The organism is Limnobacter alexandrii, assembly GCF_005871185.1.
Taxonomy (GTDB): Bacteria; Pseudomonadota; Gammaproteobacteria; order Burkholderiales; family Burkholderiaceae_B; genus Limnobacter; species Limnobacter alexandrii.
The window spans coordinates 130,874-144,330 of the sequence record NZ_SWKN01000010.1 but is presented as its reverse complement, the minus strand read 5'-3'; the positions used below and the strand labels follow the sequence as shown (position 1 = coordinate 144,330).

Annotated in this window: 23 protein-coding genes; 14 read left to right on the top strand and 9 right to left on the bottom strand. The window is 50.4% G+C overall.

All coding sequences use genetic code 11. The features are described from left to right. Window positions 1-304: 304 nt before the first annotated feature. The 4 genes from FCS97_RS13785 to FCS97_RS13770 are packed head-to-tail and all read right to left on the bottom strand — an operon-like array spanning window position 305 to window position 2,472. Window positions 305-1,384 carry a hypothetical protein gene (locus FCS97_RS13785; protein ID WP_138519009.1) on the bottom strand — a complete coding sequence of 360 codons (1,080 nt, stop codon included), beginning with the start codon at window positions 1,382-1,384 and terminating at the stop codon, window positions 305-307. Then, complete coding sequence (locus tag FCS97_RS13780) at window positions 1,381-1,632, bottom strand: hypothetical protein (RefSeq protein ID WP_138519008.1); 252 nt, start codon at window positions 1,630-1,632, stop codon at window positions 1,381-1,383. The genes FCS97_RS13785 and FCS97_RS13780 overlap by 4 nt, the downstream gene beginning before the upstream one ends. Before the next feature lie 3 nt (window positions 1,633-1,635). Next, the gene (locus tag FCS97_RS13775) at window positions 1,636-2,172 is read right to left on the bottom strand and encodes a phage regulatory CII family protein (RefSeq protein WP_138519007.1); all 537 of its coding nucleotides are present in this window, start codon (window positions 2,170-2,172) and stop codon (window positions 1,636-1,638) included. Between the two features lie 27 nt (window positions 2,173-2,199). Next, the gene (locus tag FCS97_RS13770) at window positions 2,200-2,472 is read right to left on the bottom strand and encodes a hypothetical protein (RefSeq protein WP_138519006.1); all 273 of its coding nucleotides are present in this window, start codon (window positions 2,470-2,472) and stop codon (window positions 2,200-2,202) included. Window positions 2,473-2,607: 135 nt separating this feature from the next. Here FCS97_RS13770 and FCS97_RS13765 point away from each other — a divergent pair, with 135 nt between their 5' ends. Further along, window positions 2,608-2,871: a hypothetical protein gene (locus FCS97_RS13765; protein ID WP_138519005.1), complete on the top strand. Its 264-nt coding sequence runs from the start codon at window positions 2,608-2,610 to the stop codon at window positions 2,869-2,871. 128 nt (window positions 2,872-2,999) lie between these two features. On the opposite strand, the gene FCS97_RS13760 is transcribed toward FCS97_RS13765, so the two are convergent. Both FCS97_RS13760 and FCS97_RS13755 read right to left on the bottom strand, forming a co-directional pair. Then, window positions 3,000-3,263 carry a hypothetical protein gene (locus FCS97_RS13760; RefSeq protein WP_138519004.1) on the bottom strand — a complete coding sequence of 88 codons (264 nt, stop codon included), beginning with the start codon at window positions 3,261-3,263 and terminating at the stop codon, window positions 3,000-3,002. Then, entirely contained in the window at window positions 3,256-3,567 is a 312-nt protein-coding gene (locus tag FCS97_RS13755) for a hypothetical protein (RefSeq protein ID WP_138519003.1), read from the bottom strand. The genes FCS97_RS13760 and FCS97_RS13755 overlap by 8 nt, the downstream gene beginning before the upstream one ends. Window positions 3,568-3,912: 345 nt before the next feature. On the opposite strand from FCS97_RS13755, the gene FCS97_RS13745 reads away from it, so the two are divergent. The 3 genes from FCS97_RS13745 to FCS97_RS13735 all read left to right on the top strand — a co-directional run bounded on the left by FCS97_RS13745 (window position 3,913) and on the right by FCS97_RS13735 (window position 5,916). Further along, complete coding sequence (locus tag FCS97_RS13745; protein WP_138519001.1) at window positions 3,913-4,641, top strand: LexA family transcriptional regulator; 729 nt, start codon at window positions 3,913-3,915, stop codon at window positions 4,639-4,641. An 8-nt stretch (window positions 4,642-4,649) separates the two neighbouring features. Continuing rightward, the gene (locus tag FCS97_RS13740; RefSeq protein ID WP_138519000.1) at window positions 4,650-5,384 is read left to right on the top strand and encodes a hypothetical protein; all 735 of its coding nucleotides are present in this window, start codon (window positions 4,650-4,652) and stop codon (window positions 5,382-5,384) included. A 94-nt stretch (window positions 5,385-5,478) separates the two neighbouring features. Beyond that, complete coding sequence (locus FCS97_RS13735) at window positions 5,479-5,916, top strand: hypothetical protein (protein ID WP_138518999.1); 438 nt, start codon at window positions 5,479-5,481, stop codon at window positions 5,914-5,916. Between the two features lie 133 nt (window positions 5,917-6,049). On the opposite strand, the gene FCS97_RS13730 is transcribed toward FCS97_RS13735, so the two are convergent. Then, window positions 6,050-6,682, bottom strand: a complete 633-nt coding sequence (locus tag FCS97_RS13730; protein WP_246066363.1) for a DUF4145 domain-containing protein — start codon at window positions 6,680-6,682, stop codon at window positions 6,050-6,052. Between FCS97_RS13730 and FCS97_RS13725 the strand changes: the two genes are divergently transcribed. From FCS97_RS13725 to FCS97_RS13695, 7 genes are all read left to right on the top strand, one after another. Next, complete coding sequence (locus tag FCS97_RS13725) at window positions 6,681-6,899, top strand: hypothetical protein (protein ID WP_138518998.1); 219 nt, start codon at window positions 6,681-6,683, stop codon at window positions 6,897-6,899. The genes FCS97_RS13730 and FCS97_RS13725 overlap by 2 nt on opposite strands. 205 nt (window positions 6,900-7,104) lie before the next feature. Continuing rightward, window positions 7,105-7,350 (top strand): hypothetical protein, encoded by a 246-nt coding sequence (locus FCS97_RS13720; RefSeq protein WP_138518997.1) that lies wholly within the window; start codon window positions 7,105-7,107, stop codon window positions 7,348-7,350. Next, window positions 7,340-7,621 carry a hypothetical protein gene (locus FCS97_RS13715; RefSeq protein WP_138518996.1) on the top strand — a complete coding sequence of 94 codons (282 nt, stop codon included), beginning with the start codon at window positions 7,340-7,342 and terminating at the stop codon, window positions 7,619-7,621. Before FCS97_RS13720 ends, FCS97_RS13715 begins: the two co-directional genes overlap by 11 nt. After that, window positions 7,621-7,917: a hypothetical protein gene (locus FCS97_RS13710; protein WP_138518995.1), complete on the top strand. Its 297-nt coding sequence runs from the start codon at window positions 7,621-7,623 to the stop codon at window positions 7,915-7,917. The genes FCS97_RS13715 and FCS97_RS13710 overlap by 1 nt, the downstream gene beginning before the upstream one ends. Next, window positions 7,895-8,416 (top strand): hypothetical protein, encoded by a 522-nt coding sequence (locus FCS97_RS13705; RefSeq protein WP_138518994.1) that lies wholly within the window; start codon window positions 7,895-7,897, stop codon window positions 8,414-8,416. The genes FCS97_RS13710 and FCS97_RS13705 overlap by 23 nt, the downstream gene beginning before the upstream one ends. 24 nt (window positions 8,417-8,440) lie before the next feature. Next, entirely contained in the window at window positions 8,441-9,169 is a 729-nt protein-coding gene (locus FCS97_RS13700; RefSeq protein ID WP_138518993.1) for a DNA translocase FtsK, read from the top strand. Next, entirely contained in the window at window positions 9,166-9,426 is a 261-nt protein-coding gene (locus FCS97_RS13695; RefSeq protein ID WP_138518992.1) for a hypothetical protein, read from the top strand. The genes FCS97_RS13700 and FCS97_RS13695 overlap by 4 nt, the downstream gene beginning before the upstream one ends. An 18-nt stretch (window positions 9,427-9,444) precedes the next feature. Here FCS97_RS13695 and FCS97_RS13690 read toward each other — a convergent pair whose 3' ends face one another. After that, window positions 9,445-9,615, bottom strand: a complete 171-nt coding sequence (locus FCS97_RS13690; RefSeq protein ID WP_138518991.1) for a DUF3606 domain-containing protein — start codon at window positions 9,613-9,615, stop codon at window positions 9,445-9,447. Between the two features lie 82 nt (window positions 9,616-9,697). Here FCS97_RS13690 and FCS97_RS13685 point away from each other — a divergent pair, with 82 nt between their 5' ends. Further along, window positions 9,698-11,539: a DNA cytosine methyltransferase gene (locus FCS97_RS13685; RefSeq protein WP_138518990.1), complete on the top strand. Its 1,842-nt coding sequence runs from the start codon at window positions 9,698-9,700 to the stop codon at window positions 11,537-11,539. 20 nt (window positions 11,540-11,559) lie between these two features. Here FCS97_RS13685 and FCS97_RS13680 read toward each other — a convergent pair whose 3' ends face one another. Continuing rightward, entirely contained in the window at window positions 11,560-12,144 is a 585-nt protein-coding gene (locus FCS97_RS13680; protein WP_138518989.1) for a hypothetical protein, read from the bottom strand. Window positions 12,145-12,200: 56 nt separating this feature from the next. Here FCS97_RS13680 and FCS97_RS13675 point away from each other — a divergent pair, with 56 nt between their 5' ends. Together FCS97_RS13675 and FCS97_RS13670 are read left to right on the top strand one after the other, a co-directional pair. Continuing rightward, complete coding sequence (locus tag FCS97_RS13675) at window positions 12,201-12,413, top strand: DUF4224 domain-containing protein (RefSeq protein ID WP_138518988.1); 213 nt, start codon at window positions 12,201-12,203, stop codon at window positions 12,411-12,413. A 1-nt stretch (window position 12,414) separates the two neighbouring features. Beyond that, window positions 12,415-13,452, top strand: coding sequence for a tyrosine-type recombinase/integrase (locus tag FCS97_RS13670; protein ID WP_138518987.1), 1,038 nt, complete (start codon window positions 12,415-12,417; stop codon window positions 13,450-13,452). Window positions 13,453-13,457 lie beyond the last annotated feature (5 nt).

Sequence of the window (13,457 nt, the reverse complement as noted above, 5' to 3'; positions counted from 1 at the left end):
TTAAAACCATTTGCCTCGATGGAAGTGAGGGAGTAAAGCGGCATAGCTCCCCCAAACCCGCACGGCAAGTTGCAGGTTCAGGCGTGCCGCTTAAAAAATCGTTTGCCCGTCAGTCGGTCGGTCGATTTGCGGGTAATGGCAGCGTGTTGGCTCCATTACTGGTCCAGACTTTTGGAGGCAAAACCCTCCCCGCGCGCGCTCTGGACCTTCGCCCCCACGCTTGCACCTTGCGCTCTTTTTAGTGCGTACACCCGCTGGAAAAATGTGTCGAGCCCGTAAAGCCAGCAGGCGGTTTGGCTGCGGCTTACATACGGCCTCCATGGCTTTGCTGCATTCCCTTGCCTTTCAGCAAGGCTCGTGCATGCGCCAGGGCGGCGCTGCCTGCATCAGTACGCACCTTCTCAGCAGGGCCAACTATGCGCGGTACAGCTGGCGGCAAAGCGGGCAGAACGCCCTCCTCTTGCTGGGTAAGGCAATCGTGATAAATACCTGTGAATTGCGCCTTGGCAGCAACCCAGGTGGATTGAGCCAGTGCGGCCATGCCAAAGCGCTGTGCTGTCCAGTACTCCACAGCACCGGGCCATGGCGTTGCATGGTCATGCAGGTGCCTGGCTGCAAGGCTTGCGCACTGCATGAATGTGGTTTCAATGCTTTGAGTGGGTCGGCACAACTGGATGAATTCGGGGCGGGACACTGGGAATGTGCATTCCTCCTTAATGCGCCTTGCACCCGTTTTAATCTCATCAATGGTTAACTTGTGCAGGTCGCTGCACCACTCGTTTTTCATTTGAGCAACATCAAGGCCGGCCCACTTCGATGAGAATGCAGAGCCCCATATGTTGATCATCCGGTCGAACAACCAGTCGACCACGTAGCGCATTCCCACAGGGCTGCGCTTTAGGTGCTCAATCAGTTCATTGGCTGGGCATATGCGTGTGGCGTCGTGTTGCTGCAAAAACATGATGTGCAGTTGCGACATGCTCACCTTTCCTTCCCTACGCCTGGTGCGCACAGAGCGGCTCAATTCCTTATTCAGCCAGTTGGTCATAAACCGTTCATACCGGCTTTTAACTGCACCAGGATTGGCCTGCAAATAGGCTGTGGCTTTGGCTACTTCCCTATCAATGGCAACACCAGGGTATGCACGCTTCCATGCAGCCAGCTTTTCAGGGGACAGGTTGGTGAACTGTTCACCATCCCACCCCACCAAGCGGCCAGCATCGACGGCGATCTGTGTTTCAATTTCCTTGCGCAGGCTTTCAGCGCGGGAACGCCCGTAGATTTCTTCAAACTCTTCAAGGGCCTCGCGCCGGTCATTGTCGGGCAACGCTTTAATTTGCTGCACCAGCTGCGCTTGCGCTTCGCGATCAACAGCATCGCTCATGCAGCCTCCTTGTCCTTATTGCGCTCCCACCACTGCGGTGTGGCATACAAGGCAACTGGCTTGCGGCAATGAGCAAAACGTTCTTTCTTTAAAACCAAAACCCGCTCGGCATATCTCAAACGATTAATCAGTTTGTCAGCAGCCTTATATTCAATGCCCAAATCACGTGCAGCTGCTGCCAAGGTGGCCGGTTTGGCATCAAGGTAGTCAATCAACTTTTTTGCGTGATCTGAAAGCGGGCGAGCCATGGGTTATCCCCTGCCCTTGCGGATTTTGGCGGTAATAGCTTTTCCTTTGCCGTGAAGGTCAACAACCCGCTGCTTTAGCTGATCGTTCATGTGAGCGACAACAGCGCGCAATTGGTTGGCCTGCTGCACCATTTCACACAAGTGCTCATCGATTTCACGAAGTTCGTTATCGGTTACCCGGCTGTCAGCCACAGCGTCTGATACCGAAGTAAGGTATCCAGAAAACTCTTTAACCGTATCTGCAATGCTGGCCAGTACGTTTTCTTCTTCAGCCTGGTCAACCTTGATAGCCACATGGCCAAGTTCACGGGCCATGCTGTGAAGAATTCGATAATCTTGCGATAAAGCCTGTATGTCAGTGGCCTTTTCAATGCTTAAGTGAAACTTTCCCACATTGTTTGGGTTCACCTGGTGGCTCAATGTCATGCCATTTACGCCCATGCGAATACCCAAGGCCATGGCACCGCCTGGGTAATCGTGAACCGTGTGGTAAGCCGCATCGCGAACCGACAAGCCATGGTTTACATCGTCGATATTCATTTACTCCCCTCCAAAACTTAAAAAAACTTAAACGCGATGCATCAACACCAACTTCTTCAAAGAAGAATCAATCGAAAGCAAAATTTCTCGATCGCTTGGTTTTGATTCCTGTTTAATAAACTGCGCCAACTGATTGGGGTCATTGCGGATAAGCTCAAGTTGTTCAATTTGGCGTGTAAGCGCGGCACATTGCTCAAGCAAGGCTTGTCTGATTTTCAGGAAATTAAATTCCTGCTGAAGCTCAGTGAAAGTTATTTCCTTTCGTTTTCTGCTTTGATTATTTGGAACTTGATCTGACATCAATATCTCCCTTGGTTTGAAGCTGACATTCAAAAGTGCTTGAGCCAAACTGAGCCCATGCAAAACTTAAAAAAGGCGGTAACTCCATGGCACACTGGGAACACCACACCCCTCAATGCACACAAGGAGCTACCTGTGAACGATTCAGAAAAATATTTAGCCTTGTTAGATTTAATGGAAAAGCAGAACATTCGGCTGCTCGCCCAGGTATCGGCTTTACAAGTACTGACGACCTTCATAGCTATGCAGGTTCCTCGGTTAAACGCTGTCATTGCCGGGCTACAAATACACCTCGAATCCATCGAAGAAGACGATTCCAAGGCCGATTACGCTGCCTCTCTTCGCGCATTAATCGACACATTGAACGCTGGAGCTCAAGATGGGAATCACGATACTTAAGCCCTTGTTCTCGTAGCCTAGAATTCATCAAATCAATCCTTGAGCGGAATTCCAAATCAGATTGGGTTGGCTTTTTCAAACATTTAATTGTTGGCTCAAGCGCTGGAACAAACCTTTCTGCGTATCGCTTAGCCATGCTTAGCCTCTTTTTTCTGGAGGGTCTTGATGAGAGCTTCGATTTCTGGATTAACCTGGATTCGATATGAAAGGACTGAATCACCCTGCATTTCCGGCTCAGCCATGACCATCACGTCAGAAATGCAGTTGAATCTTTTTCGAAACTCAATTTTTTCTTCGGGAAACAACTCGAAAAGTCGCGTCAGCTCTTTGAGAGTCGAAATAACCGCCTCTTCATCCAACTGCGGCTTTAGCTTCAGATCTAAATCAGCCATGCCCTACCCCTTGAATGTTGATGAACTCTTTTGCGGAGCTGAGACTTTCTCCCTCGGGCAAATTGGGCACCACGGCGGACAGCCAGTAGGCAAACAAGCCGTTCTCGACCTCGCCGGTGTTGATGAGTTTTGCGTAGCCAATTGGCTGCCCGCTGGATGTGAAATCGGTAACCAATTGAACCCACACGCAGTGCAGGTCGCAACGCAACCAGAACCACAGGCCCATGCTGGCGGTTCCATCAGGCTCGATAACAAATGCGGACTTGGCCGGGCTAAAAATCGAAATCAAGGCTTGACTAGACAAGTGAGGAACTCCTTTCCGGTGGATCCATGGCGACATTTTTCAACTCTGGCCAAATTAAATGCCACTCGTTAGGAAACAACTCCTTTCGAGATGAAATGCCCTTGCTTTCACACATCGCAGCCAGACAGATGAGCCGGTCTTTTGGGATGCCGTTCGATCTCCACTCAGAAACAGAGGGTGGACGAATTCCAAAAAAACTGGCTACTACGGTCGTTCCACCTAGTTCATCAATAATTTTGTCTGGGCTCATTTGATGATTTCAATATTTGAACACCCACAAATATTAGGCATGCCTATCATTTATGTCAAGGGCATACCTAATCCTACATACGTTAGGATTACCTAATGAAATCACTAGCAGAGCGTTTGGAACAAGCCAGGCTTGGCCCTCCAAGGAAAACAAAAAAATCAATAGCTGACGCCGTAGGTATTAGCACGCCATCGGTAAATGACTGGTTTTCTGGCAAAACTAAAACCATTGAAGCCAGCAACTTGATAAAAGCTGCACGATTTTTAAATGTGACGCCTGATTGGCTGGCAACCGGAAGAGGCCCAATGCGGCTGGGCACTGAACATATTGATCCAATCAACCACGTACACCAAGATCTAACACAAAACCTTATTAAGGCTAGCTGTGCCGAGCATTCGGGAAAAATAGAAATACCGGTTCTCGCAGCGATGCCGTCCATGGGGGGCGGTGAGCCATTAAATTACGATGGCGATCAGATAATCGATGTCCTACCAGTGAGTCGATATTGGTTAGAGCGCAACGTAAAGGCCAGGCCAGACAACCTAAGAGTAATCACTGGAGCTGGGGACAGCATGCAGCCAACTTTTTTAGATGGCGATTTGCTTTTAGTTGATGTTTCAAAATCCAAAATAGACATTGACGGGGTCTATGTACTGAGTGCACATGAGCGGCTTTTTATTAAAAGAGTGCGACAACGAATGGATGGCAGCTTTGAAGTCAGCAGCGATAATCCAACAGTTAAAACCGTAGACGTGCTTAATGGGAATCACGAGGTTACCGTGCACGGTCGGGTGGTATGGGCGTGGAACGGTCGAGCACTTTAGAGGACTTCATGTTGAAAAAAACACTTGTTTTTATTGGATTCGCTTTTTGGATAAATGCAGCTTTGGCTCAAAGTGCTTCCGAAGATTTTAAAAAATTACAAAGCATGCTTTCTAGCACGAATGTGCACAGTCGAGATGCAATAACCGCTCAGGCAATGCTTGTCAGAGATAGGTACCCTGGAACTGAAGAGGGCGGGAAAGCTGCCAACATCGCCAATTTGCTTCTGCAAGGAAGTAGCATCGAAAGCATATTAAATCCAGTTGCCAATGTTAGACCTGCACCGTCCAAAAATAGCCTAGAGCTTTACTACCAAGATCCAATTACAGATTCAAAATTCTACAGACACAAAGATGTGCCAAGCCTTTTCTATGCCCTTGAAATCAAACTTGAAACAGTAAACGGAAAACCTAAGTTTTATCTCAGCACAGGATATACCGGCGAAAGCTGGATTTTTTTTAAAGAAATTCACGCTAGATGCGGAGAGAAAACTTTTGTACTTTCTTTACCTTACAAGGACGCATACCGAGACGTCGGCAGAGGTAGTGTTTATGAATCGATTGACGTTCCCCTTAGCGGCAAAGCTAGGGAATTGGCTACCTGCATTTCAAAAAACCCCGATAAGAAAGTGGTAAGACTAAGTGGCAAATACTCTGAAACAACGCATATCAGCGATGACGCAGCGCATGCCTTAGCTGACATGCTCTATTTGCAAAAAAATTGGAAAAAGATCAATCTCGATTAATCTTTTGACAAAACTAAAATATTAGGCTTACCTATTGACTTTAAAGTAAGGCATGCCTAATAATCTGTCTCACATCAACGCATGTGAGACATCGATGCCTTCAAACCAACTTAAAAACTGGCTTTCAGACTGCGCCTTTGCAGAACTGAAGGCAGCCAACACCATTGCAACCAACGGCATTCGTACGCTCACAGTGCAGCAGCGCCAGCGCTTGGCCGAGCAGTGCGTGCACGAAATGCCAGCAGACGGAACCATCGGGTATTCATTTCGCCGCCAGGAAGCGATCAACCGCATGGAAGCCATGCGCCGCATTTACCTACGCGACACCATCCGGCACCTGAAGCACTGCCACAAGCTGATTCAAATGACGCTCAACTTGATGAGCGACGAACAGAAAACGGCTTGGGCTGTAGCCAATGAACGCAGCGGAATTGTTGGGCCAAGGCACACAAGGTCGCATGAACGCTTGGCCGTACTGGCGAAGTTTGAAGAACTGAAGCCCACCCTCTACCCCGAGAAGGTGGCTGCATGAAGATCAAGAGAGTCACCGTGATTTTTTACGTTTTGGTAATGGGCTTTGCCATTGGCTACTGGGCTGGGCAAGAGAATGCCCAGGTAGAGGGGAAAGTGCAGACAGTGAGACTGAGCAAATGAATGATGCTGCCCTATTGTCTGGAAATCCGAACCTTTTCAGGAAGCGTGTAGAGATAAATCAAGAGGTACTTGGTCAGCAGCGCCATTTGCTCGACTTCATGAACCTCGGGCTTTTCAAGGTCATGCAAACCATCGTTGCCAATCAAACGAACATCGTGGGCCCAGTCTTTCAAAGACTCAGTAATTTTGCCTTGCGAAAAAAGCTTATCGATTCTCTTTTCAAGCTTGAAAGCCTCTACGTCAGGAGTGTGCACCTTGAGAGCCAACTCAAGGGCCTTACGGTAACTGGCCGATGCAGACTCGAGTCTTTTATCAGCGCGATTGTCTTCAGCTTCTTTGAAAAGTTCAGCCACTCGATCAGGGATGTGCTCAGGAACATCAACCGGATTCACTTGTGGCAAAACCCCCCTAATTTTCACCAGAGGATCAAGATAAATCGCGCCCGGAATGAAATGCACATTCTCGTAGTTAGCGTGTGTAGTGGAGTAAGAAACAAAAATCTGACCACCACAGTTGGCACATCTAAAGATCGCATCAACGTGAATTTTATCTGTGAACCTTTCATTCTTAGAACAAGCAGTTGCCATGAAAAGGCAGCTACGGGTTTTGCAATGCGGGCAGTCATGTTGAAAGGTGGCGGCCATGTTTGAAGTCTCTCGTGTTGACACAGGGCGTTTGATCGTAGCCCAAGATAAGACCATTCGCCAAGCCCTCAATTTTGGGCATGGGCCAGAATATTTATTACGGTACTACCAAGCACTCACAGATGAACATCGACTTGAATTTGTTGCCGCACTAGCAGCGATGGTAAGTCTTGAGCACCAGCGCAATAAGGTCAAACCGATAGCGGGTGAGTCATGATCAAGCCCAAAAAGCCATTGCCCCACCCAAAGTGCCCACCCTGCAACCAAAACTGTAATCAAAGCGACACCTGCCCTGGCCGCCTTGAGCGCGAACAAAACCTGCGCAGCCTTGACCGCGAACTTAGTTTTGCACTGGCCATTGTGATGCTGGTGTGGGGTGGGTTTGCTGTGTTTGTGAAATCGAATCTTGATGAGGAGAAACCATGCGAACCCCTTCAATCACAGTCAGCGGATACACAAACCCACAGCACACCGATGTGCAAGCCACTTGGCGCAAGTTCGGATGGAAACCGCAAAGCGAATTGAAGGCGGGCGTGAAAGTGATCGACATGCCTGTGAAGCTGCTGTTGATCAACTTTGAGCGCGCGCATGCGAACGACAAATACATTGGCCCGGTGCCAAGCAACGTGAAACCACTACACCGCAAAGGGGAAATCCATGGGATCTGAAAAGAAAAGCGAATCGGCCTGGAGCCAGCGCGACGAAACGAATTTCATCAACGGCTTGGGCTCGCACGCAATTGTCGAGGGCAATGTTGATGTGAACACCATCGAGACGCTGCTGAACCGCTACCGAATGGCGCTGTGCAAACGTGCGGCAAGTGGCGTGGCCGGTTTCAACATTGATGATGCATTGAATTTGGTGGACCGCCGCTTGAATGAGATTCGGGAATTGCGGGATCGAATCGAATGTTCTAGTGCAGAGTTGCGAGCCGCCTGATGAATGCCGCATTGCTTTTCGTTTCAACCTTCGTACTGGTGTTGGCCTTGGGCCTGCAAAGCCAGTTCGTTAACAACGGGCACCCCTTCATGGCCTTTGCAAATTCGCTGGTGATTGGTGCCAGCAACCTGGTGTTGTTCAAGCTTGCGCCCGATGCATCGGGCCTTGAAATTGCGGCCTATTTGCTGGGCGGGCCATTTGGAATTTGGACCAGCATGATTCTTTTCAAGCGCTACGCAGGCTGGGCCCGCAAGCGCAAATTGGGAGCATTCAATGAACAGACAAATGAGGCGTGAAGCCGCACGCGCCAAGCGCATGGAAATGAAGCCACGGCGCAACTGGGCCAAGATCAACCGCCCCATGCTGCACGAAGTTGAACAGGTGTTTGCACCCATCGACAGGTTTCTTCGCCAGTTGATTACAGGCTTTGTGTATTGCACCAAAGCTGGTGCACCCGTGTTCAGCGACATGGAAGGCGACCTGTACGAAGCCACGCCAGCTGTGCGCGGTTTTGTTTCAGCGTTTGAGCGGATTACCGCGCACTACCAACTTGAGATTGACCTGACCCCTGTGTTGAAGCTGTGTAACAAGCTGGACGCTGGCATGCCAGTGAACGAAGCGCATGTGGACCTGTGCCGCAGCCTGATCGACCAGTGCCGCACGGCCTACCGAAACATGGATGTGTACCAGGTGAAGTCGCTGGTGAACACCGAGCTGATTGACCTTGAGTTTAAACGCCTGAAACCAGAGCAAGCCATTCGGGCCGGTGCCCGAGCCGACGAAGCTCACATTTAAAACCCACTGTACGCGAGGCCCAAATTGGAAAAGCAAGAATTGAAAGAAATGACCATCGACACGGTGGGCACATCCCTGATGAAGCTGTTTATTCAACATGCACAAGATCTGAAAAAGCCTTGGGCACAAATGAGCAAGCACCAACAGGATGACACGCTCGATGCAATCCGCGCAGGCGTGCAGGAACATGTGAAACAGGCTGTCGAGCTGATTGCTGCCCGCGACCGCGTGCATGTGATCGGCACCTTAGAGCAAATCACAATCAAGAGCGGTGTTCGCGCAGGCGTAGTGATCGGCAAAAACTGCCCCGGCCTTTCTCGCCTTTTTGAATGCCAGGGCGAAGCTGTGGCTTTGGTGGTTGCCAATGCTGGTGAAGAACTGAAAGGCATCTTCGACATTAAAGGCCAAGACGATCAGCGTGGGCTTGACCTTGGCCATGAATACAAACCGAACTCGGACGGTGAAGGAATGGAAGGGGCAGCCGATTGTGCGGATGGTGCTGAAGGTGCCAGTGGCTTGCCTGACACAGACCTTGAAGACGAAGCCATGCCCGAGGAACTGACCGAGCTTTACGACCAAGCTGTTGCTGCGGTTATCGCTGAAGAACGGCCCTCAGTGAACTTCCTGCAAAAGCAGCTGGGCATTGGTTCAGAAAAGGCCAAAACACTGCTCGATTTCATGCAGATGAATGGCGTGGTGACCGCGCCTGATGAGCGCGGGTTTAGGCAACTGGTGGGTGCGGAGGCGACATGATGCTGGACCGGAAAGACCAAGCTGCATTGGATGACTTTATTAAACGCAGTGGTGCTCTACCCAAATCTGGCTTTGCGGAAACAGCCACTGAAGCATGGGCTGCCTGCTGCGAACACCGCGATCAAGTTCTTATGGAACTGCTTGTAAAAGCTCGTGTGCTGGATGCAATCACCGAGGTACTGAGTGACGAACGCAAGCAGCGTGTGAAGTCGCTGCTTGAAGACGCAAGGCAATTTGCGAAACACCAGGCGATTTGAATGAGCTCAATTGTGAAGCTACTTTTTCAGCTTTTTCTCCACTGCCTTTCTGGAGGGGCCGGCTTCCTTTTGGGCCTTTTTTACAGCGTCAACACTGACTTTGAGCTTTTTAGCAACGTAGTCAATTTCATGTTTTTGCTTGGAAACCAGCTTGGAATCCTGCTTCTTCTTTTTTGGATCATCGGCCATCAAAACACCCTTTCAATTCTGAAAACACGAGATTTAATCATGACGGGACTGTTTTTGGGCGTCAACCAGCGCGTGAGGTTTTATGCGTAGTATTTCACTGCAAAAGCACACTTTGTATCGCAGCAACCCGCAAGTCCCATTCAATTTCGATGAACTAATCATCGACAACTTTGCAGGTGGTGGCGGTGCCAGCATGGGCATTGAAATGGCTACTGGTCGGCAGGTGGATATTGCGATCAACCATGACATCGATGCGGTGCGCATGCACGAGGTGAACCACCCTCACACCAGACACTTCTGTGAATCGGTGTGGGATGTAGACCCGCTTGAAGTTTGTCAGGGGCGACCAGTTGGGCTTGCGTGGTTTTCGCCAGACTGCAAACACCACAGCAAAGCACGTGGTGGTAAGCCTGTTGAAAAGAACATCCGTGGGCTGGCTTGGGTGGTTCGGCGCTGGGTGGCCACGGTAAAACCTCGGATTGTCATGCTGGAGAACGTTGAGGAATTCCAAGACTGGGGGCCACTGTCACCCAGCCCCGAAGGTGACTTCTACCCATGCCCAAAGCGCAAAGGCCGCACCTTCAAAAACTTTGTAAAGATGCTCAAAAGCTACGGCTACCAGGCGGAATGGAAAGAACTGCGTGCATGCGACTACGGCACACCCACCATTCGCAAACGCCTGTTTCTGATTGCCCGATGCGATGGCATGCCAATTGTGTGGCCACAGCCCACCCATGGTGACGCCGCAAGCCCCGAAGTGAAGGCAGGCAAACTGGAACCATGGCGCACAGCGGCTGAGTGCATTGATTGGTCAGTGCCCTGCCCTTCAATCTTTGAACGAAAGAAGCCACTGGCCGATGCCACATGCAGGCGTATTGCGAAAGGAATTATGCGGTACGTGGTGAACAGCACCGAACCGTTCATTGTGAACACTGCCAATTCGAAAACTACCGGTCGGGGAAAAAACGCTTGGACTCTCAATGAACCACTACGCACGGTTACATCATCGCCCGGCTTTGCCGTAGCAGCCCCGACATTAATTCAGGTTGGATATGGCGAGAGAGAAGGCCAGTCGCCCCGCGTACCGGGTTTGGATAAACCATTGGGCACAATAGTGGCCAGTGGAGGCAAGCATGCGCTGGTCGGTGCGTTTATAGCCAAGCACTACACAGGCGTAGTTGGTAGCGATTTGAATGACCCTTTGGGCACGGTTACCGGCGTAGACCATCACAGTCTTATCACCGCATTCATGACCAAGTTCAACACCGGCAGCGTAGGGTTTGAATGCTATAGCCCAATGCACACCATTACGGCAGGTGGCGAGCAGGCCCGACCAGGTACGGCGATCACGCAAGGCGTTGTGGCAGTCAATTTAGTTCACCTTGGCCACGGCGAAGGTAAAAAAGGCGGAAAACGATTTAGTCATGGGGTTCGTGGCGTTGGCAAACCATTGAACACAGTGACTGCAAGCGGCGCGACCGCTGGCCTTGTCACCAGCCATATGGTGAAGCTGCGTGGCGACAACGTGGGCAGCGGGGCCGATGAACCTCTCCACACGATCAGCGCCCAAGGCACCCACCATGCCGAGGTGCGAGCGTTTTTGATCAAATACTACGGCACCGACCAAGACCCCGAGCTTTGCCAACCCTTACACACCATCACAACAAAGGATCGATTTGCCCTTGTAACAGTGCGCGGTGAACTGTACGCCATCGTCGACATCGGCTTGCGCATGCTGACCCCTCGCGAACTGTTTACAGCACAAGGTTTTCCTTTGGATTACGTGATTGAGCACGATGGCAAAGGAAAGATATTCACCAAAACCGCTCAGGTCGCCCGATGCGGCAACAGCGTTTGCCCACCACTGGCCGAGGCGTTAGTGCGGGCCAACTATGTGGAAATGAGAAAGGAGATTGCAGCGTGAACTTTTCATTAAAATCAGCGCTAGTTAAGAGAGCCAATTCGAGAAAAAAATTGATTGACTCTCGCAAGCATCGGATTTGGTCTCAGGTCTTTTTCGATTTTATCCAAAGCTCGGTCGCATTCCACGATCACATCGTGAAACATCTTACGCTGTTGCAGGTAGATCTTAAATACAAATTCATAACCCTGCTCTTCTTCGATAGCTTGCCCAACGGCGCTCTTAAGCATGATGAAACTTCTTTGAAGAGCTGTCCCCATCACGGCCATACCAGGCACTGGCAAGTCTGTCGCTCCTACGGAGCTCAAGAGTCTAATCTGAGATTCGACTACATGCTCAACCTCCTTCAATATTATTTCCGCCGACTCAGTTTGTTGATTTACTCCATAGGCCATTCTGAAAGCTTGACGACGCGACAAAACATCGCCCATAGCGATCACGTGAGTATGAATTTCCCTAATAGAGAGTTTAAAAATTCGCACTATGGCAAGGCCGTTTTCACGCCGATCCGCAGCTTTTTGAATTCTAGGCATGAACACAGCCAAAGCCAGTGCAATTACACTCGCTGCGGCTTGAACTACCGTTGCCCAATCCGATCCATTTTCCATGATTTCCTTTTTTGTTTAATACACGACAACAAATTAAACACCATCAGGAGGACAAGATGTTCCTGACTGAAGAAGAAGTGGAAACACTGACTGGCCGGAAGAACCCGAGCTCACAAGCAAAGCAACTGCGACAAATGGGAATAACCTACAAGGTCAACGGGCGTGGCAAACTGATCGTGGGCAGCGCCCACGTGGAAGCTGTGTTGGGTTGCGACCCCGCCAGCCGCGAGAAACGCAAGACCAGCCCTCGACTTGAATTGGTGAACTGACATGGCACCCAGAAAGCGCAATATTGAAAACCGTGGCCTGCCCAGCCGTTGGCGCATGAAAGGCAAGGCCTACTACTACCAGGTGCCCAAGGGTGCGGAGCATCACTGGGATCACAAAACGGAATTCAAACTCGGCAACAGCCTTGAAGAGGCGCACCGAACATTTGCGCTGAAAGTTGGCCAGTCAAACGGCAGCATCCAGACCGTTGCGCAGCTGCTGGACAAGTACTTGATTCGGGTGATGCCTGGCTTGGCAAAGACTACGCAGCGATCACAGCAACACTACTTAACAAGAATCCGCAAGGTGTTTGGCGACATGCTGATCAGCGATCTTGAGCCAATCAACTGCTACCAGTACCTGGACAAGCGAACTGCCAAGGTATCGGGCAAGCATGAAATTGCGATATTGAAATCAGCCCTGCAGTACGCAATTGGCTGGGGGGACATTCGCATGCATCCATTGAAGGATGTGAAGCTTAAGGTGGGCGTATCCAAGCGCGACCGCTATGTAACCGATGAAGAAATTCTGGCCCTATTGGCCCACGAAGACAGCAGCCACTACGGCACAAAAATGTGCAAGGCGTACATTAAGCTGAAGTTGCTCACAGGCTTGCGCAAGGCCGACATGCTGCGCCTTTCAATGAGCGACATTCGCGATGATGGCTTGTTCAGCCCGACTCACAAAAACGGCAAAGGTATTCTGTTTGAATGGACCCCGCTGCTGCGCGAGGCTGTTGATGAGGCATTGCAGGCCCGGCCAGCATTGAGCAAGTACTTGTTTTGTACCAGGCGCGGGCTGTGCATGGTGAACGAGGTTGGCCGTACTGGTGCCTTTGATAGCTTGTGGAAAGATTTTATTGCGCGGGTGAACGAGGAAGAGACGGTGGTGGAACACTTCACCGAGCATGATTTGAGGGGCAAGGTGGGTAGCGATGCTGAGTCTGATGAGCGTGCTGCCCAGCTTTTGGGGCACTCAACAACAGCGGTTACGAGGAAGCACTACAGGCGCAAAGTCGCGGTGATAAAACCTGCGAAATAATAACC